15 protein-coding genes, 1 tRNA gene and 1 pseudogene are annotated in these 19,459 nt (G+C 73.1%); 8 read left to right on the plus strand and 9 right to left on the minus strand.

Going from position 1 to position 19,459, the window contains the following annotated elements; all coding sequences use genetic code 11:
* The first annotated feature begins 18 nt into the window (after window positions 1-18).
* From ABH929_RS04350 to ABH929_RS04375, 6 genes are all read left to right on the plus strand, one after another.
* On the plus strand, window positions 19-1,146 hold the full coding sequence (locus ABH929_RS04350; RefSeq protein WP_404560260.1) for a hemin ABC transporter substrate-binding protein: 1,128 nt from the start codon (window positions 19-21) through the stop codon (window positions 1,144-1,146).
* Window positions 1,143-2,246, plus strand: coding sequence for a FecCD family ABC transporter permease (locus ABH929_RS04355; protein WP_374114439.1), 1,104 nt, complete (start codon window positions 1,143-1,145; stop codon window positions 2,244-2,246). Before ABH929_RS04350 ends, ABH929_RS04355 begins: the two co-directional genes overlap by 4 nt.
* Window positions 2,243-3,046 (plus strand): heme ABC transporter ATP-binding protein, encoded by an 804-nt coding sequence (locus ABH929_RS04360; protein ID WP_404560262.1) that lies wholly within the window; start codon window positions 2,243-2,245, stop codon window positions 3,044-3,046. The genes ABH929_RS04355 and ABH929_RS04360 overlap by 4 nt, the downstream gene beginning before the upstream one ends.
* On the plus strand, window positions 3,043-4,101 hold the full coding sequence (locus ABH929_RS04365; RefSeq protein ID WP_404560263.1) for a hypothetical protein: 1,059 nt from the start codon (window positions 3,043-3,045) through the stop codon (window positions 4,099-4,101). The genes ABH929_RS04360 and ABH929_RS04365 overlap by 4 nt, the downstream gene beginning before the upstream one ends.
* A complete protein-coding gene (locus tag ABH929_RS04370; protein WP_222659337.1) occupies window positions 4,098-4,673 on the plus strand; it encodes a hypothetical protein in 576 nt (191 codons plus the stop codon). Before ABH929_RS04365 ends, ABH929_RS04370 begins: the two co-directional genes overlap by 4 nt.
* 70 nt (window positions 4,674-4,743) lie before the next feature.
* A complete protein-coding gene (locus ABH929_RS04375; RefSeq protein ID WP_404560265.1) occupies window positions 4,744-8,313 on the plus strand; it encodes an HtaA domain-containing protein in 3,570 nt (1,189 codons plus the stop codon).
* Window positions 8,314-8,445: 132 nt separating this feature from the next.
* On the opposite strand, the gene ABH929_RS04380 is transcribed toward ABH929_RS04375, so the two are convergent.
* From ABH929_RS04380 to ABH929_RS04415, 8 genes and pseudogenes are all read right to left on the minus strand, one after another.
* Entirely contained in the window at window positions 8,446-9,840 is a 1,395-nt protein-coding gene (locus ABH929_RS04380; protein ID WP_404560267.1) for a M20/M25/M40 family metallo-hydrolase, read from the minus strand.
* Window positions 9,837-11,396 (minus strand): ABC transporter substrate-binding protein, encoded by a 1,560-nt coding sequence (locus ABH929_RS04385; RefSeq protein ID WP_404560269.1) that lies wholly within the window; start codon window positions 11,394-11,396, stop codon window positions 9,837-9,839. Before ABH929_RS04385 ends, ABH929_RS04380 begins: the two co-directional genes overlap by 4 nt.
* The gene (locus ABH929_RS04390) at window positions 11,393-12,529 is read right to left on the minus strand and encodes an FAD-dependent oxidoreductase (RefSeq protein ID WP_404560271.1); all 1,137 of its coding nucleotides are present in this window, start codon (window positions 12,527-12,529) and stop codon (window positions 11,393-11,395) included. The genes ABH929_RS04385 and ABH929_RS04390 overlap by 4 nt, the downstream gene beginning before the upstream one ends.
* Window positions 12,526-13,794, minus strand: coding sequence for an NAD(P)/FAD-dependent oxidoreductase (locus tag ABH929_RS04395; protein ID WP_404560273.1), 1,269 nt, complete (start codon window positions 13,792-13,794; stop codon window positions 12,526-12,528). Before ABH929_RS04395 ends, ABH929_RS04390 begins: the two co-directional genes overlap by 4 nt.
* A gap of 101 nt (window positions 13,795-13,895) precedes the next feature.
* The gene (bla, locus tag ABH929_RS04400) at window positions 13,896-14,867 is read right to left on the minus strand and encodes a class A beta-lactamase (RefSeq protein ID WP_404560275.1); all 972 of its coding nucleotides are present in this window, start codon (window positions 14,865-14,867) and stop codon (window positions 13,896-13,898) included.
* Between the two features lie 26 nt (window positions 14,868-14,893).
* Window positions 14,894-15,148, minus strand: coding sequence for a hypothetical protein (locus ABH929_RS04405; RefSeq protein ID WP_404560277.1), 255 nt, complete (start codon window positions 15,146-15,148; stop codon window positions 14,894-14,896).
* Window positions 15,073-15,573 (minus strand): annotated as a pseudogene (locus ABH929_RS04410) (GntR family transcriptional regulator); the annotation flags it as partial. The pseudogene ABH929_RS04410 and the gene ABH929_RS04405, both read right to left, overlap by 76 nt.
* Window positions 15,574-15,587: 14 nt before the next feature.
* Window positions 15,588-15,661: transfer RNA gene (locus tag ABH929_RS04415), tRNA-Gly, on the minus strand.
* A 199-nt stretch (window positions 15,662-15,860) separates the two neighbouring features.
* Here ABH929_RS04415 and ABH929_RS04420 point away from each other — a divergent pair.
* Both ABH929_RS04420 and ABH929_RS04425 read left to right on the plus strand, forming a co-directional pair.
* The gene (locus tag ABH929_RS04420; RefSeq protein WP_404560279.1) at window positions 15,861-16,976 is read left to right on the plus strand and encodes a DUF6177 family protein; all 1,116 of its coding nucleotides are present in this window, start codon (window positions 15,861-15,863) and stop codon (window positions 16,974-16,976) included.
* A complete protein-coding gene (locus ABH929_RS04425) occupies window positions 16,966-17,313 on the plus strand; it encodes a hypothetical protein (protein WP_123293483.1) in 348 nt (115 codons plus the stop codon). The genes ABH929_RS04420 and ABH929_RS04425 overlap by 11 nt, the downstream gene beginning before the upstream one ends.
* Before the next feature lie 28 nt (window positions 17,314-17,341).
* Here the strand turns inward: ABH929_RS04425 and ABH929_RS04430 are convergent, their stop codons facing one another.
* Window positions 17,342-19,402, minus strand: a complete 2,061-nt coding sequence (locus ABH929_RS04430; protein ID WP_404560282.1) for a cytochrome c oxidase assembly protein — start codon at window positions 19,400-19,402, stop codon at window positions 17,342-17,344.
* Window positions 19,403-19,459: the final 57 nt, after the last annotated feature.

Genomic DNA, 19,459 nt, shown 5'->3' on the forward strand with positions numbered 1-19,459 from the left:
GCACTCGGGATCATCTCCATGTCGTCACTCCGTCGCGCCCTCACGGCCGCAGCGTCCGCCCTCGTCGTCCTCGCCGTGGCGACCGGCTGCACCGGCGGCGGCACCGCCACCGCGGGGGCGACGCACGCGGCGGGTCGCGGGACGAGTGCGACGGACCCGGCCGCGAGCCTCCAGGCCATCGCCCCGGTGACCGACGCGAAGGACGTGACCGGCGAGCGCACCGCGACCCTGGCGACGGACCTGCCGCCGACGGCGAGCACGGTCGACGAGCCCGAGCTGCCCGTCACCGTCACCGACAACCAGGACACCGAGGTGACCGTCACGAGTGCGGACCGGATCCTCGCGCTCGACATCTCCGGCACGCTGTCGTCCACCGTGTACGGCCTCGGCCTGGGGGACCACCTGGTCGGACGGGACGTCTCGACCGGCTTCTCGGGCACCGAGGACCTGCCGCTCGTCACCCGGAACGGCCACGAGCTCTCCGCCGAGGCGATCCTCGCGCTCCGCCCGACGGTGCTGCTGACCGACACCTCGCTCGGCCCGTGGGACGTCGTCCTGCAGATCCGCGAGGCCGGCGTCCCCGTCGTCGTCCTGGACCCGCACCGGGACACCACGAACACCGACGCGATCATCGAGCAGGTCGCGACGGCGCTCGGCGTCCCGGCGACCGGCGACCGCCTGGCCGCCGAGGTGCACGCGCAGGAGCAGGCCGTCGCCGCGCAGGTGGCCCGGATCGCGCCGTCGGCTCGGGCCGACCAGCTGAAGATGGTGTTCCTGTACGTGCGGGGGAACGCCGGGATCTACTACCTGTTCGGCAGCGAGTCCGGCGCCGACTCGCTCATCGACGCCGTCGGCGGGCGGGACGTCGCGACGGAACAGGACTGGACGGGCATGCGCCCCGTCAACGCCGAGGCGCTCGTCGCGATGCAGCCGGACCTCGTCATCATGATGACCAAGGGGCTCGAGTCCGTCGACGGCGTCGACGGACTGCTCCAGCGGGTCCCCGCGATCGCGAAGACGCCAGCGGGCGAGCACCGCCGCATCGTGGACATGGCGGACACGACGGTGATGAGCTTCGGGCCGCGCACGCCCGGGATCGTGGCCGCGTTGGCAGCGGCGATCTACGGTCCGGCGGACCCCTCGTGACCGTCCGGGAGGAACGGATCGCGCCCGCCACGCGCGTCCCCGCCGCACCGGCGGTCACGTCCAGGTCGCGGGTCGGCCGCATCGCGCTCCTCACCACCGGGCTCGTGGTGGCACTCGTCGTCGCGACGCTGGTGTCGGCGAGCGTCGGGCAGCTCGGGATCTCGCCCGCCGAGGTGCTCCGGACCGTGGGCCGGTCGCTCGGCCTGCCCGTGGACGGTCCCGCCGACGACCTCGTCACCCAGGCGCTGTGGACGATCCGGTTCCCGCGGGTGGTGATGGCGCTGCTGATCGGGGCCGCGCTCGCCGCAGCCGGTGTGCTCATGCAGGCCGTGTTCGCGAACCCCCTGGCCGACCCCGGCGTCGTCGGGGTGTCCGGTGGCGCGGCGTTCGGGGCCTGCGCCTCGATCGTGTTCGGGCTGCAGTTCGCCGGGTACTGGACGACGCCGCTGATGGCCTTCGCCGCTGGCCTGGTCGCGACGCTGCTCGTCTACGGGCTGTCCCGTGCCGGTGGCCGCACCGAGGTCGTCACGCTCCTGCTCACCGGCATCGCCGTGAACGCGTTCACCGGGGCGGGGCTCGCCTTCCTGACGTTCCTCGGCGACCAGCAGGCGCGCGAGCAGATCGTGTTCTGGCAGCTCGGGTCGCTGAACGGCTCGATGTGGGACCAGGCCGCAGCGATCGCCCCCGTCATCGGTGCGGGGCTCGTCGGCGCCGTCGTGCTGACGCGCTCGCTCGACCTGCTCGCCCTCGGCGACCGGGCCGCGCGGCACGTCGGGGTGCGGGTCGAGGCCGTCCGGGTCGTCGCGATCGTCGTGGTCGCCCTGCTCGTCGGCGCAGCGGTCGCGTTCGCCGGCATCATCGCGTTCGTCGGGCTCGTCGTCCCGCACCTGATGCGGATGGTCATCGGCCCGGCGCACGGCCCGCTGCTGCTGGTCTCGACGCTCGGCGGGGCCCTGCTCCTGACGATCGCCGACCTGCTCGCGCGCACCCTGGTGCCGTACGCGGACCTGCCGATCGGCATGCTGACCTCGCTCGTCGGCGGACCCTTCTTCTTCTGGCTCCTGCGCCGTGCCCGCCGACGGTCGGGAGGCTGGGCATGATCGAGACGAGCGCTGTCGGCGCCGTGGTCGCCTCCGGGATCGGCGTCGTCATCGACGGGCGACCGCTGCTCGCCGACGTCGACCTGACGGTGCGCGCGGGCGAGGTCCTGGCGCTCGTCGGTCCGAACGGCGCCGGCAAGTCGACCCTGCTCCGGGCGATCGCCGGTGACCTCGCCCACAGCGGCACGATCGCGATCGACGGCGTGCGCACCGGCGGCGAAGCACCGCTCGCCACCGCTCGTCGGCGTGCCGTGCTCGAGCAGGACACCGCCGTGGCCTTCGGGTTCCGCGTCGGCGAGGTCGTCCGGATGGGCCGGGCGCCGTGGCGGGGGACCCCGCGAGCGGTCGACGACGACACCGTGGTCGCGCGGGTGCTCGACCAGGTCGAACTCGCCGACCGGATCGACCAGGCGTTCCCCTCGCTGTCGGGCGGGGAGCGAGCCCGGGCCTCGTTCGCCCGGGTCCTGGCGCAGTCGACCCCGGTGCTCCTGCTCGACGAACCGACCGCCGCCCTCGACCTGCGGCACCAGGAGGCCGTGCTGGCCGTCGCCCGCGCACACGCCCGGGCCGGCGGCGCCGTCGTCGTGGTGCTCCACGACCTGAGCCTCGCCGGGGCGTACGCCGACCGCGTCGCCATGCTCGCCGGCGGCCGGATCGTCGCCGACGGCACCCCCACCGACGTGCTGACCGCCGACCGCATCGGCACCGTCTACCGGCACCCGGTCACCGTCGTGCCCGACCCGAACACCGGCACGCCCGTCGTCGTGCCGTCCCGAACCCTCCAGGAGGCCTCCTCGTGACCACCCGCACCCGCACCCGCCCGCTGCGGCTCGCGCTCGCCGGACTGATCGTCGCGCTCAGCGCCGGGGGAGCCGCCCTGGTGGGCGTCGCCCCCGCATCGGCAGCCGGCCGTGTCAGCGTCGCGATCGAGGGGCACCCCGAGGTCACGAACCAGGTCGACTCGACGTACCTGACGACGCTGCGCCTGCGCGGCTCCGGGTTCCAGGGCATCAAGAACGGGTACGGCGGCATCTACGTGGCGTTCGGCACCGTGAACGGCACGTGGCAGCCGAGCAAGGGCGGGGCGACGGGCGCGGACTACAGCTACGTGCCCGACGACGAGTCGAACCCCACCGGGTACCTCGACTTCGTGGCCTTCGAGGGCAGCACCACCGCATCGGCGGCGAACGGCGGCACGGTCGACTCCGCCACGGGCACCTGGTCCGCGACCCTCAAGGTCCCCGGTTCGACGTTCCAGGCGCTCGACCGGAACGGCGCCGCGAAGACCGTCGACTGCACGGTCGTGCAGTGCGGGATCATCACGATCGGCGCGCACGGCGTCGCGAACGCGAACAACGAGTCGTTCACACCCGTCTCGGTGCAGAACCTGTACGGCAGCGGCGGCACGCTGGCCGGTGGCGGCACCAGGGCGACCACCGGGCAGGCGCAGGCCGACACGACGGACGCGGGCAGTGCCTCCCGTCCGGCCGCCGAGCCGAGATCCGAGGCGAGCGCCGACACCCGCGCGACCACGAAGCCGTCCGCGCGCTCCGCGAAGCCGAGTGCCACCGCGGAGCCGACCGCATCGGCGTCCGCCACCGCGCCGGCCGGGTCGACGCCCTCGGCGGTGGCGGCAGCTGCCGACGGCTCGTCAGGCGGGATCGACCCGGGCGTTCTGCGGATCGTGCTCGGCGGCCTGTCCGCGCTCGTCGTGGCCGTCGCTGCGCTCGTCGTCTTCGCGATCGTGCACTCCCGCCGTGCCGCACGACGCGCCGCGACCGACGTCGCGCCGGAGGACCACCGGACCCGGGTGCTCACAGGGGGCGCCCACATCGAGAGGGAAACACGAACATGACACGAATCGCACGCTCGTTCGGGATCACGCTGGCGGCAGGGGTCGCCGCGGTCGGCATCGCCGTCCTGCCCGCGGTCAGCGCGTCCGCGGCCACCGCGGTCACGAACGACTACGGCGCCAGCCTCTCCGTCAGCGGTCCGGCCTCGGTCGTGACCGACGGCCCGGGGGCGCTCCACGGCGTCTCGGACGGCACCGTCACGGTCACCGGCAGCGGCTTCGACGGGGACGCGCAGGGGCGCGGCTTCGGCGTCTACGTCGTCTACGGGCCCAAGCAGGCGGACTACGCCACCAACTCGGGCTGGTTCGGCTCCGCCCAGTGGGTGTCGAAGAGCGCCTTCACGGCCGGCGGCGGCTTCACCACGACGATCGACGTCGCGAAGTCCTACACCGCGGACCCGCACCACACCGGCGACGCGGCCGCCACCGTCAGCTGCGACTACGACGCCACGAAGACCGCGACCGCCAACGCTGCCCTCGGGCAGTACGAGTGCTTCGTCCAGACGTTCTCGGCGCACGGCGTCGCGAACGACCCGGTCGACCTCGACGAGGTCCAGGTCCCCGTCACCTGGTGACCCACGCGGTGCCCCGGGTCCGCCCGGGGCACCGTCTCCCACACGCGCACCACCCCGACCCGAGGAACCGATGCACACCCAGACCAGACCGGCCCGTCGCCTCCGCGCGCTCAGCGCCACCGTCGCCGCGATCATCGGCCTGACCGCGGCCGTCGCCGGCACCGTGCCCACTGCGGCGACCGCCGCCTCGGGGCCGAGCACGTCCGTCACGGGCGGCACGCTCGACTGGGGGTTCAAGCAGTCGTTCCGGAACTACGTGCCGGCCGCAGGGCAGTCGGTGTCCGGCGGTGCGTCGAGGAACGCCGACGGCACGTTCCGGTTCACCGCATCGGGCGGCAGCTACGACACCGCCACGCGGAAGCTCACCGTCACGGGTTCCGGTGCCGCGGTGTTCGACTACCGGGCACACACGTTCGTGATCTCGCTGCGCGACCCGGCGATCGAGCTCACGCCGACCACCGGCACCCTGACTGCCGGGGTCGACGTGCGGCTCGTGGACCCGACGACCGGTGCCACGACGTCCGACCCGGGGACGAAGCGCATCGCGTTCGCGACGATCGACGTCACCAAGGGCACCCGATCGGTCACCGACGGGGCGTACTCGTGGACCGGTCTGCCCACCACGATCACCGCGGCGGGTGCAGCGGCCTTCGCAGCCGACGTCACCGGCGGCAGCAACCCGACGCAGTTCTACGCCGCGGGCACCGCGCTGGACCCGCTCTCGGTCGCCGTGACGGGCGACTGGGCTGCCGAGGGGACGGACGGTGACGGCGGCGCCGACGGCGACCAGGGGTTCAGCGACCCCGGCGTCCAGGGACTCGTGAGCACCGGCGTGCAGACCACGGTCGGTGACAGCACGATCGGCCGGGTCACCACGGTGGTGCGGGACGCCGCGCGCGCCCTGAACGTCGTGCAGGTACCGGCTGCCGGAACCGCCAAGGCAAGTTACTTCGTCGTGGACGACGACGGCAAACGCGTCGCCGGGCCGATCGACCCCGGTGTCGCCACCTCGAAGCCGAGCGTCGACCCGTCGACCGGCAACATCGTCGCGACCGCGTCGTTGCCCGCCGCGGAGTTCGGCGGCACCGGCGCGAACGTCCAGGGCTGGGTCGTCGTCGCGCGCGGCACGGACGCCGCGTACCGGGACGTCGTGCACGTGAAGCCGTCCGTCGCGGTGCCCGCCGCGAAGGCGTTCGCGATCGACCCCGCCGACGGCTCGATCGTCGCGCAGGTCGCCCCGGCCGCGAACGGCGGGTCCGCGGGGCTGCTGCGGGTGGCCGCCGTCGGGGCGGGTGCCGGATCCGGTTCTGGTTCCGGTGCTGACTCCGGCGCTGGTTCCGGTTCTGGTTCGGGTGCGGTGTCCGAGGTCGGCACCAGCCCCGCTGGCGGGACCGTCCGCGCCGTCACCCGCACGGCCACCCTGATCGGCTCGGTCACCGGGACGATCTCCTCGGTCGGCGTCGACTGGACCGGCAAGCGCGCCGTCGTCTTCGACCAGGCCGCCGCTCTCGCCCGCGTCGTCGCCCTCGACACCGGAGCCTCGGTCGCCGACGTGTCGATCGGCGCCACCGCGACGTCCGGGGCCGCCGGCGGGACCGTCGTCGACTCCCGGGGCCGGGCGTGGTGGAGCAACGACGGCGACGCCACCCTCCGAGCCGTGTCGCTGCGCGGGACCCCGGCCGTGACGACCTCGATCGACCGGGTCGGTGGTGCCGCGTACCTGGCCGTCGACGAGGCCGCGAAGCGCCTCTGGGTGTCGGCCGCCGGCAGCACCGACACCGGCAACGTCGTCCGCGCGTACGCGATCGACGGCAGCACCGCGCCCACGCTCGGTGCCGAGTACACGCCCGGCACCACCTACACCGGCGACCCGATCGTCGTCGCCGCCGACGGCCGCGCGGTGCTCGGCGTCGTGAACGCCGCGACCGACGCCGCCGACCAAGGGCTGCGCACGTTCACGGCCGTGACCACCCCGACCATCACGGAGCAGCCGGCCGACGTCGCCGTGACGCTGACCGGCGCGACCACCGGAACCGACGGCAGCACCACCCCCGCCACGCCGCAGCAGGTGTCCTTCGCGGTCACCACGACCGGGACCCCGACGCCCACCGTGCAGTGGCAGCAGCACACCCCGTCCGGCTGGGCCGACCTGCAGGACGGTCCCACGGTTGCCGGCGCGATGACCAGCACACTCCGCATCACCGCCACCGAAGGGCTGAACGGCGACCGGTACCGCGCAGTCGCCACGAACGTCCTCGGTACGACCGTCGTCGGTCGGGTCGCCTCGGACACCGCGACCCTGCGCGTCACCGTGCAGGCGCCGACGAACCCGGGCGGCGGGAACGGCGGCGGCGGGTCGACCGTCGTCGGTGCGGACGGGTCGATCACCGGGGCGGAGAACGCTCGGGGCGCCTCGACGAACGTGCGGCCGGCCACCGGACTCTCGACCGCCGCGGCGGGCTCGAAGCTCACCGTGACGGGCTCGGGCTTCACGAAGAACACCAACGGCTCCGGGCTGTACGTGCTGTTCGGGTACGTCACGAAGCACCCGAGCGCCGGGGGAGCGGCCGGCGCGGGCTACGACTACGTCCCCGGGTCCGGCGGCACCGGGCAGGACGGCCAGGGCTTCGTCGCCTGGCCCGACAACACCGGCACCGGCGCCGCAGCGACCGCGAAGCTCAGCGGCACGAAGGACGCCGGCTTCACGCAGGGTGGTGTCATCGCGCGCTCCACGTTCACCGGCCAGTCGACCAAGCGCGTCGACTGCCTGTCCGGGGCCGTGCAGTGCGGTGTCCTGACCATCGGCGCACACGGCGCCGCCGACGCCGCGCTCGAGACCTTCACGCCGGTGTACTTCGCCGGACAGACGGTCCCCGGCACCCTGCCGACCGGTCCGAGCACGGGTGGTGGCAACGGCGGCACGGTCATCCAGCCGCCCGTCGTGCAGCTGCCGCCGGCCGCCACCGCACCGACCATCACGAACGCCTCGGACACGGCGCCGACGGCTGTGCCGACCGCTGCGCCGGGGAACACCGCCGTTCAGCCCCGGAACAGTGCGAAGGCCCCCGCCGCCGCCGAGCCACCCACGGCCCCCGCCGCGGACTCCGACGAGCTGGTGCGCAAGATCGACGCCGGCGACATCACCACCGTCGCGGCCGCCGACGCCGGGATCCCCGACGAGGTCACCGCCGGTGACCAGCTCGAGCTCCGCCTGTCGTGGACGGGCGACGACGAGGGCGGGAGCGTGTGGACCTACTCCGAACCGGTGCAGGGCGACGACTTCACCGTCGAGGACGGCATGGCCACCGCCGCGGTCGACACCACCGGCCTGGAGGTCGGCGACCACCACGTCGTGCTCGTCGGTGACCAGGGAACGGTCGTCGCGGTGCCGTTCACCGTGGTCGACGGCGTCGGAGCGGTCGCCCAGTCGGCAGACTCCGGAGCCGGGACCGTCACGGCGGCGGCAGACGGCGGTGCAGGCGGTGGGATGACCACCGAGACCCTGCTGCTCGTGGTGATCGGGTTCCTCGGCGGGCTCGTGGTGCTCGCGGTCGGCCTGGTCGTGCTGCTGCTGACGGGGGTGCTGCAGGTTCGGACGCGGCGGAAGCCGCGGGCCGGACCTTCGCCGGCGGTCGTCTGACGCCGGCGTCTGCGCCAGACGCCCCCGAGTGCGCGAGACGCCCCCGAATCCGGGGGCGTCTCGCCGACTTCAGAGCGTCGTGCGATGACGACGGCGTCGTGCGGCCGGCGATGACGACGGCGTCGTGTGACGTCAAGCGCGGGCGCACCCGAGCCCGGCGAGGAAAGTCGCCTCGGCCAGGGCCATGTGCTCGATCTCGGACGGATCGACGCTCTCGTCCGGCGCGTGCACGTTCGCAGCCGGCTCGGACACCCCCGCCAGGATGACCTCGACCCCCGGGATCGCCCGCTCGAGCGTCGCGCAGAGCGGGATCGATCCGCCGCCGCCGAGGGAGCCCACGGAGGACACCCGGTACGACGATGCCAGTGCGCTCCGGAACGCCGACGAGTACTGCCCCGCCGTCGCCCGGAAGCCGTCGCCCGTGCCCGTGACCCGCGCGGTGACCTCGACCCCGGCGGGCGCTCGCCGCAGCAGGTGCGCCACGAGCAGCTCGCCAGCGGCGGCGGGATCGACACCCGGCGGGACCCGGAGGTTCAGCGCGGCACCGGCGGTCGCCTGCACGGACGGCGACGACCCGGCGACGGCCGGCGCATCGATGCCGACGACGGTCAGCGCCGGCCGTGCCCAGACCTGGGATGCCGGGTCCCCGGACCCGATCGGCACCGCGCCGTCGAGCAGCCCGGCGTCGGCGGCGAACCGGTCGGCGTCGTAGGGCAGGCCGTCCCAGGTCTGCGAGGCCTCGAGTCCGTCGACGGTGGTGTCCCCGGCGTCGTCGCGCAGCGTGGCGAGCAGGGCCACCAGGGTCGCGACGGCATCGGGCGCCGCACCGCCGAACATCCCCGAGTGCACGTTGCCGTGCAGCGCTCGGACGCGCAGCTCGACGAACGCCGTTCCGCGCAGGGTGGTCACGAGCGCGGGGACCCCGACGGCGGCGTTGCCGGCGTCCATCACGACGGCTGCGTCGACGTCGGCGAAGTCCACTGCGTGGGTGGACACGTACTGCTCGAGCCCGTCGGTGCCCTGTTCCTCGGACCCCTCGACGACCACGACGAGCCCGACCGGGAACGAGCCGTGCACGTCGAGCAGGGCCCGCAGTGCCACGAGGTGGGTGACGACCCCGCCCTTGCAGTCAGCAGCACCGCGACCGTACAGCCGGCCCTGGCGCTCGGTCAGGGTCCACGGGTCGCTCGTCCACGCTGCGAGGTCGCCGGCGGGCTGGACGTCGTGGTGGGCGTAGAGCAGGACCGTCGGGGCGCCGGCCGGCGCGGGGTGGGTCGCGAGGACCGCCTGCGAGCCGTCCGGCGTCGTGACGAGGCGCGAGGTCAGGCCGAGGCCGTCGAACGCACCCCGCACGCGCTCGGCGACGCGGCGGCAGTCGTCGAGCGACTGCACGGCCAGGTCGTGGACGGACGGGATGGCGACGAGCGCCGCGAGCTCGTCGAGCCCCGCGGGCATCCCGGTGCGGACGGCGTCGCGGAGCGGGTCAGCGGACACGGTCGCCTGCTGCGCTGCGTCGCCGGTGCTCACGAGCGCCCGATCTCCCAGATGCGGAACTCGCCAGAGGCGTCGACCGACTTCGTCAGGCCGGTGAGCGACTTCTGCCCGATGACGTTCTCCTGCCCGGCGAGCAACGGGATGAGCGGCACGGACTCGGCGGTGTCCTGCTGGATCTCCTCGATCTGCTTCGTCCGCTCGGTCGCGTCGGCCTCGACCGCCTGCGCGGCGACCAGCTGCTGCACGGCCCGGTCGTCGAAGTGGTTCGCGAGCAGGTTGACGTCCTCGGAACCGTAGGCCGGCGTCAGGTACGACGAGGCGTCGGGGTAGTCCTGGAAGAACCCGAGCTGGAAGACCGGGTACTCGCCCTTGCCGACGTTCCCGACGTAGGTGTCCCAGCTCGCCGACTGCAGGTCGACCGTGAACAGACCGGTGTCCTCGAGCTGCTGCTTGATCAGCGCGTACTCGTCGTCCGACCCGGAGCCGTAGTGGTCGGTCGTGTACTCGATCGGCAGTGCGACGGGCGTGCGCACGCCGGCCTCCTCGAGGATGGCCGCGGGGTCGGCGCCGTCGTACTCCGTCTGGAAGGCATCGGTCGCGCCGGTGAAGTCGGACGGCACGATCGAGTACGCCGGAGCGTAGGTGCCCTGGTAGACGTCCTTCGCGATCGCCGCGCGGTCGACCGTCGCGGCGACGGCCTGGCGGATCGCGGTCTTCTGCGCGGTGTCGTCACCGGGCATCGTGTCGAGGTTGAAGCCGAGGAACCGGATCTCGCCCGACGAGCCCTGGACCCGCTGCAGGCCGTCGTCCTCGGACAACGAGGTGACCTCGGTCGGCGTGAGCTGGCGGTACGCCACGTCGGCGTCGCCCTCCTGCACCGCGAGCTTGAGGTCGGCGGACTTCGTGTACTGCTTGATCGTCACGCTCGACGACTCCGGTGCGGTGCCGTCGTACTCCTTGTTCGCCGTCAACGCGATGGTCGCCCCGCCGTCGGCGGACTGCTGCAGCGCGTACGGACCGGAGCCGACGACCCCGTCGTCCGCGTGGACCTTCGTCTTCGAGAACACACTGCTGTCGACGATCGCCCCGGCCATGCTCGCCAGGACGTACGGGAACGTCTGGTCGTTCGCCTGCTTCAGGGTGAACGTGACCTCGTCGCCGTCGGCCGCCACGGACGCCATGTTGGCGAGCAGCGACCCCGGACCGTTCTCGGAGCCGATGCCGACCTGGCGCTCGAACGAGAACACGACGTCCTTCGCCGTCAGGGCGTCACCGTTCGAGAACGTGAGCCCGTCGCGGATCCGGCACACGTAGTGGGTGCCGTCGGTGAAGTCGCACGACTCGGCGACCTCGGGACTCGTCGTGGTCCCGCCCGCAGGGTAGGTGAGCAGGTGCTGGTACAGCTGTGTCTGCACCGTGTAGCTGCCGCGGTCCCAGGCGCCGGCCGGGTCGAGGGACGTGACGGGATCGGTCGTCCCGATCACCAGGCCGTCGGAGACGTCGGTGGACGCCCCGGTCGAGGCGCAGCCGGTGAGCACGGCGGCGACGGCGGCGGAGAGCGCGAGCGCGGAGAGGAGTCGGGTCGTCACGGGGTTCCTGAGGGGGATGGTTTCGAGAGGGAGAAACGGGGATGTGCGGCCCCGCCGGTCGCGAGGTCGGCGATCATGTCGCCGAGCAGCGGTGCGAACTTGAAGCCGTGGCCGGAGAACCCGGTCGCGACGGTGACGGGACCACGTCGGTCGATGACGAAGTCCTCGTCGGGGGAGTTGTCGTACAGGCAGCTGATGAAGGTCGGCTTCGTCGCGTCGACACCGGGCACGTACCGCGCGACGTAGGCCTGCAGCCGCTCGGCCTCGGCCGGCACGGGCGTGAAGTCGCGGTGGTCCGGATCGACGACGGGGCCGGTGCCGTGGAACCCGACCTTGACGCCCTCGCCCGGGGTGAGCAGGCCGTAGACGTCGTCGTCGGCAGCCCAGTGCACGAAGCTCGGCCACGCCTGGTCCGGCAGACGGCTGGGGAAGTGCGCGGGCTGCTCCTGGGTGACGCGGATGGCCGGGAGGCCCGCCCCGCGTCCGGCGAGCAGGTCGCCGACCAGCGCGGGCGCCCACGACCCCACGGCCGCCACCACGGACGAGCTGCGGTGGGTGGACCCGTCGGACAGCGTCACGGTCACGTCGTCGCCGTGGTCGTCGAGCCCGCTGACCCGCGTGTCGAAGCGCAGGTCGGCGAGCCCGGTCCGCTCGGCCAGGGTCAGGAAGGCCTCGATCGCGCGGTCGGACCGGATGCGACCGGCTGTGGCGTGTGCGAGCACGTGCCCCTCGAACGCGATCCCCGGCCAGCGTGCGGCCGCGGCGTCCGGGCTGAGGGTCTCGTGCGGGATGCCGGCGTCCGTCAGTGCGGCGGCGATGGCGTCGACGACCTCGGCGCGACCGTGGTCGACGGCACCGGTGCGGACGATGAGCTCCTCGCCCGCAGCGCCCTCGAGCGCTTCCCACAGCACCAGGGCGCGGGAGGTCAGGGCGACGTACTCGGGGTCGGCGTACCCCTGTCGGAAGATCCGGGTCGCGCCGTGGGACGAGCCGTTGTGGTGCCCGCGCTCGTGCTGTTCGACGAGTAGGACGCGCTCGCCGCGGCGGGTGAGGGCGTACGCCGTGGCGGCGCCGACGACCCCGCCGCCGATCACGACGTGCGTCGGGGCCCGGTTGCTCAGCACGTCGCTCATGCCACGGCTCCGGCTCGTCGGGCGTCGGCCTCGCGTCGCGCCGGCATCATCGCGAGCACCTCGGCCTCGGTCGGGGCCGCCGCCGGGAACCGTGCCGGGGCGTAGCGGCTCGCGTCGCCGAGGGTGGTCGTGCCCGTGACGCTCAGTTCCGCCGCGATCCGCCCGAGGCCGGGGCCGTGCGTGACGCCGGACTCGTTGTCGCCACCGGCCACCACGAGCCCGTGCAGCTCGGGGACCGCCCCGACGATGAAGTTCCGGTCGGCGGTCATCGAGACGACGCCCTGCGTGGGGGTCTCGTCGACCCCGAGCACGCTCGCGGCGGCGGGGAGCAGCCGGGCGACGATCGGGTGCAGGTACGTCCGCATGGCGTCGAGCAGGTCCGTGCGCACCGGGCGGCGGTCGGGTTCGTCACTCCGGTCCGCACCGCCGAGGTGCAGCGGCTCGTACCCGGGGCCGGCACCGTACGTCAGGCCGCCGCGGTGCTCACGGATCCACAGGCCGTGCAGCTCCGGCAGCATGAGGGTCGGCAGGGTGCCCGGCAGACCGAACAGTGTCGTCACGAGCCGGCTGGCGACGACCCGGACCGTCGGCAGCTCGCGCCCGAAGGGGGCGAGGAGGGCGTTCGTCCAGCTGCCGGCGGCGAGGACGACCCGCGCGGCGTCGATGACCTCGCCGTTCGCGGTCCGGACGCCCGCGACGGAGCCCCCACGGGCCTCCAGACCGGCGACCGGCGTGTGCTCGCGGATCTCGACGCCCCGCGCACGCACGGCGTGCACCAGCGCTGCGGCCGTGTCCGGCGCACTGATCTGGATGCCGTCCGGATGGAGGAAGCCCGCGGTGACCGCTGCCGGGTCGAGTCCGGGCACGAGGTCGGCCGCCTCGGCCGGTGTCAGCGTCCGCGCCCCGGCCGGCCGGAGCGGGTGCTGCTCGAACGGCGGCAGGTGGTCGGCCCGGCCCTGCTCGGTGACGGTCAGCCAGACGTTGCCGTTCTGCCGGTACCCGGTCGGGCCGTGGCCGGCGCCGGCGAGGTCGCGGTAGAAGTCGATGCCGTACTGCTCGACGTCGCGCTCGGACTCGTTCCAGTACCAGGCGTACCCGGCTGCCCACTGGCCGACGAACCCGGCGCCCGCGGTGGTGGTGCCCCCGGCGACCGTGCCGCTGTCGAGGAGCAGGACCCGCTGCCCGAGCACGGCGAGGTGCCACGCGGCGCTCAGCCCGATGATGCCGGCGCCGACGACGACCACGGGGGATCCGGAGGAGGACATGGAGCGAGCGTAGTGTCCCGAGGTCCCCGACAGGTGTCGTTCATGACGCCGTGTGACGCGGTGCAGAACGGCGATCGCCGCCCCGGTCGATCAGCGGCCGATCAGCGGTCGAACGCGCCGAGCACCGCCGATGCCGACCGGGCCACCAGGGTGTCGTCGTAGGCGGCGTCGGGGTCGTTCCGGGTGGTCAGGACCGAGAGCACGATCGGGTCGCCGCCGGGCTGGGTCACCCGCGCCACGTCGTTCCGGATCGGTCCGGCGCCCCCGGACTTGTCCACCACGACCCAGCCGTCGGGTGCGCCAGCGCGGATGAGTGCGTCACCGGTCGCGTTGCCGCCCATCCAGTCGACCAGCAGCGCGGTGTCGGCGCGGTCCAGGGTGCTGCCGTCGAGCACGGTCGCCAGGGCTGCGGTGAACGCCGCCGGGGTCGTGGTGTCCTCGGTGCTGCCCGGCTCGATGGTGTTGAGGTCCGGCTCGCCGTGGACCACCTCGGTGGTGGTGTCGCCGAGCCCGGTCAGCGCGGCGTCCAGGCCGCTCGGACCGCCGATGCGCGTGAGCACGAGGTTCAGGGCCGTGTTGTCGCTCATCCGGACGGCGGCCTCGGCCAGCTGCCCGTACGACAGCCCGTCGGCCACGTGCTGTTCCGTCACGGGGGAGTACCCGGCAGCGGCGACGTCCGCGGCCGTCCAGTGCACGACCTCGTTCCGGGCGTCCGCGGGCACCGAGCGCAGGAACTGTGCCGCGGCGAACGCCTTGATGGTCGAGGCGTAGCCGAAGCGTCGGTCGCCGTTGTACGTGACCGTCTCACCCGTGACGGTGTCGGTCGCGACGACGCCGACCGTGGCGTCGTACTCGCGTTCGAGGCCCGCGAGTGCTCGGCGGACCGTGGCGGTGGTCGCGGCGTCCGTCCGCGGCGGCGGCGTCGTCGTCGCAGGGGTGCTCGTCGGTGTGCTCGTGGACCGTGCGGACGACGTGGCCGACGCGGTCGGTGCACCGGGGCCGCCACCGGAGCACCCGGCGAGGACGAGCGCGGCGACGGTGGCGCCGACGACCAGGGGGAGAGCACGGCGCATGGGAGCACCCTGCCGCTCGACCCTGGTCACACGCCGGGAACCGGCACCCCGACCCGGGCGACGGAGACCTGCGTCCCGACACCGCGTTCGCGTGCGAGGTCGATCAGCCGGGCCGCGACGGCGAGGTCCTGCGCGCCGAGCCCGACCGAGTCGAACACGGTGATCTCGTCGTCCCCGGTCCGGCCGGGTGCGCGTCCGGCGACGACCTCGCCGAGTTCCGCCGGGTGGAGGTCCTGCGGGAGCGCCCCCTCGACCACGCGCCGGACCTCCGGTACGACCACGTCTCGAGCCGGCTGTTCCCCGAGGCGCGTGCCACCAGCCCGTGGAACGCGAACAGCGGTGAGTGCGCAGCCTCGACCTCTTGGTCGGACCGTTTCTCGTGACCGACGGCGCGGAGCAGGTCGGCGCACTCGCCACCCTGGCGACGCGCGGCGAGCTCGGCGGCGAGCACCTCGAGCCCCCGGCGGATCTGCATGAGCTCGATGACCACCTCGGTCGAGGAGTCGGCGACCCGGACGCCCTTGAACTTCTCGGACTCGACGAACCCCTCGGTCTCGAGCTGCCGGAGTGCTTCGCGCACGGGGACCCGCGAGACGCCGAAGCGTTCGGCGAGGGCGTCTTCCTTCAGCCGGGGGCCACGGGCGAGCGTGCCGGCGATGATCTCGGCCCTGATCGCCTTGAGGACAGATGCCGGCTTGGACTCCACAGCACGATGCTAGTTGGAGCGAGTGACGGGAATCGAACCCGCGCTACCAGCTTGGGAAGCTGGAGTTCTACCATTGAACTACACTCGCGTGCCCCGCAGAACGGGACTCGGCAAGCCTAGCGGATTCTCGCCTGGAAGCCAGTCGACCGCGCACCGTACGCCTCCTGTCGGGCGTGTGTCGTGCCTCCCGAGTCTCCGCTGTGAGCACGCCAGCCTGACGGACAGGTGTCGTCCTCGTGTGTACCGTCCAGGGAGTTCCAGCGCTGAAGAACCCGAGGAGGACCCGGATGGTCAGGCATCCCCTCATCGACGACGTGGTCGGTCCCGCCATCGTGGTCGAGTCCGCCTCGCCGGTCGTGTGGCTGACGGACGCGCTCGCCTCGCTGCTCCGTCGTTCGGCGGATGCCGGCCGCATGGTCGTGCTGCGGACGGGGAGCGAATCCGCGATCACCCCCGCCCTGCGGCACGCGCTCGGTGCGTACGGTGCCGCGTGGGCCGTCGCAGACTTCGACGGGACACTGCGCGACGGCCGGACGGGTGCAGCAGCCTCGGGCATCGAGGACTTCGTGCACCGCGGCCCCGAACTCGTCGGCACGCCCTCGCCCGAGCACCCCGTCGCAGCGGACTCCGTCCGCCAGATCAGCATCGACCTGACGCTCCGCCACCACGCCGAGCGTGCTGTGGACATGGGGTCCGCGATCGAGGCCCTGTGCCACACCGTCGGCACCTGCCCCACCCGCTGGGGCACCGCCGAACCGCTCACCGTGCCGTGGGACCGATGGGTCGTCACGCAGTACGCCAAGCACGAGGCGCCCGGGGTGTCGACCTCGTACGCCGTCGGCGAGGGCTTCTCCGCGACGATGACCGCCCACCTGGTCGGTGGCGTCGTCGTCGAGACGATGTCCGCCGTGTTGACCGTGCCCGAGGAGAACACCGACCCTGAGCTCGCGAACCGCCTGTTCGACGCCGTGCAGCAGGTCGCGGACCAGGTCGTGCCCGTCTTCGGTGTGGTGATGCAGCGCCGGGGGGACGCCGACCACCTGATCCGCTCGGTGTCGCACGGCGAGCCGTCGCCGCTTGCCGTCGTCGTCGGACCGGAAGCCTCCGAGTTCCTGGACCGCGACGGGGTCTGGCCGCCACCGCGCACCACGACGGCGACGTTCGGCACCCGGTCCGGGGCAAGGGACCGGTCCGGGGCGAGCGACAGCGACGTCGTCGACGGCGGGATGATCGTCCGCTTCGAGGACGGCTGGGAAGCCCTCGAGTCCTTCCTCGACCGCATCGACGAGGACCGCTTCCTGCAGCTCGTCGGCGGAGCGCCCCTCGACCCCGCCCACGACGAGGGCACGCTCGACGGACACGTGCGGGACGCCCGGGTGGCAGGCGGTCACGGTGCCGCGTGACGTCACCATCCTCTGCCGCCAGCCGGTCGAGCCGCGGGAGGTCGCCGAGGCGCTGCTCCTGCACGACGAGTCCTGGGGCGTCCGAGCCCTCGACGACGGCCCCATGCTGCAGGTCTGCCGCGACGCCACGCACCCGGTGATCACCGTGCTCGGGGTGCGGCGGGTCGACTCGTTCGACGAGGTCGAACGGATCCTGCCGGATGCCCCGACGATCGCGACGCCGCTGTGGTGGGTCGACACCGTCACCCCCGCGGGGGCCGACGGGGAGTCCGGGATCTCGGCGGCGCTCGAGGCCGCCCTGGACCTCGACGCGGTCTGCATCGTCCACGGCGACTGACCAGAACAGCCGCTGACGGACGCGCGCGTCAGTCGCGGCGCGCGGTGTCGGTCGCGTTGATCGCCGCCAGACGTTCGTTGTACGCCTTCAGGTCGGCGTCGCCGTCGCGCTCGGCCTTGCGGTCGAGCCGCTTCGCGTCACGCTTGTCCGTCCGGATCCAGTTCCGCACCACGAGCAGCGCCACGAAGACCATCGGCAGCTCGGAGGCGCCCCAGGCGATCCCGCCGCCGGTGTGCTGGTCGTCGAGCAGCGCGGCGTCGTTCGTCTGGCCGAGTGCGTGGAACCAGTCGATCGCGAACACCGACTGCGAGGTCATCACGGCGACGCCGAAGAACGCGTGGAAGGCCAGCGTCGCGAGCAGCGCGATGATCAGGATCGGGTACGGCGGCCGCTTCGGCCCCGGGTCGACGCCGACGAACACCCAGAAGAAGAGGTAGCCGCTCAGCACGAAGTGGACGACCATCGCGACGTGCCACTCGTGCGACTGCATCGCCGCTTGGTACGCCGGTGTGAAGTAGAACACGACGAGCGACCCGGCGAAGATCACACCGGCGACGGCGGGCTTCCCCATGAATTGCATGTACCGCGAGTGCACGAAGAGCATGAGCCACTCGCGGGCCCCGCGGGAACCGTCGTTGCGGACCGGCAGGGTGCGCATGGCCAGCAGCACCGGGCCGCCGAGCACGAGCGGCAGCGGCACGAACATCATGAGCAGCATGTGCTGGACCATGTGCGACGAGAAGTGGATCATGCCGTACACGGCCGGTCCGGCCGACGTGATCCAGATGAACAGGGCGCAGCCGATCACCCAGGCGATGGTGCGCCCGACGGGCCACTTGTCGCCGCGCTTCCGGAGCTTCCGCACCGCGAGCAGGTACCAGACGGCACCGACGACGGCGAGCCCGAGCCACACCCAGTCGATGTGCCACTGCGTCAGGTACGTGTGCATCGTCTGGGCCGGCGGGAACGGGAACCCGATCAGGCCGGAGCGGGTGTCCTCGCCGGTCTCGGGCGTCTGCGGGATCGGCGGCTGTGAGCGGGACACGGCCACCGAGACACCGATCGCCACGGCCATGAAGACGATCTCGGCGAGCGCGAACCGGGTGAACCGACGGCGGTCGAGCGGCGCGCGGAGCAGCCCGGGCACCAGCTTGCGGCGCTGCACGACACCGGCGACGCCGAGCAGCACCAGGATGACGGCCTTGACGGTGATGAGTGCGCCGTACGGGGTCGTGACGAGGTCGAGCGGACCGGTCAGTCGCAGCGAGGCGTTGACGATGCCGGAGAACGCGACGGCGCCGAACGACCACCCGGCCAGCGTGGAGTAGCGGGAGACCACCCGCCCGGTCGCGCCCTTCGTGCGGGTGCGCAGCAGCACGACGGCGACGAGCCCACCGGCCCAGACGCACACCCCGATCAGGTGGATCGCGAGGGAGTTCACGGCGTTGGCGTGCTCGAGCGAGCCGGCGGCGTGGCCGGACAGGGCTAGGGGGAGCAGCGCGAAGAGGCCGAACACGGTGGCGACGGCGAGCGTCGTGACCCGGGTGGCGAACGCGGCGAGCACGGTCGCGATGAGGATCGCCGCCGCCGAGACCACGAGCGCCTGGCCGATCTCCACCTGGAACGCGAACAGCATGAAGTTGCGGGCGAACACCGGACTGGTGAGCGGGACGCCGAGGGTGTTGGCGCCGGTCAGCACGACGGTCACGGCCGCGGCGAGGAACCAGATCGATCCGGTCGCCGCCGCCCAGCGCGTGGCGCGGTGCTGCACGCTCGAGAGTGCCCGGTGGTCCTTCTTCTGCGCCGGCAGCGCGAACGCGGCGACGATGAGCAGGCCGACGGTCAGCGCCGCCATGGTGTCGTGCACCACGCGGGCGATCGGCAGGCCGTACTCGACCACGTCGCCGGCGGACACCAGCTGCTGGTTCGCGGTGAACGCCCCGGTGATCGTCAGGCCGAGGAGCGAGCACGCGATCGCGAGCGGGATGGCGACGACCAGCACGGTCGCGACGGTGGACGTGCGCGCGGTGACGGGCGCGGATTCCGGCGCCGGGCCTCCGGGCTGGGTTGCGGGGGACGTGACGGTCATCAACCTTGTTCCAGGGACGCGTGCGTCCGCGAGACCGCGGACCCTCCATGGTAAGCG

This window comes from Curtobacterium sp. AB7, assembly GCF_044909335.1.
GTDB lineage: Bacteria > Actinomycetota > Actinomycetes > Actinomycetales > Microbacteriaceae > Curtobacterium.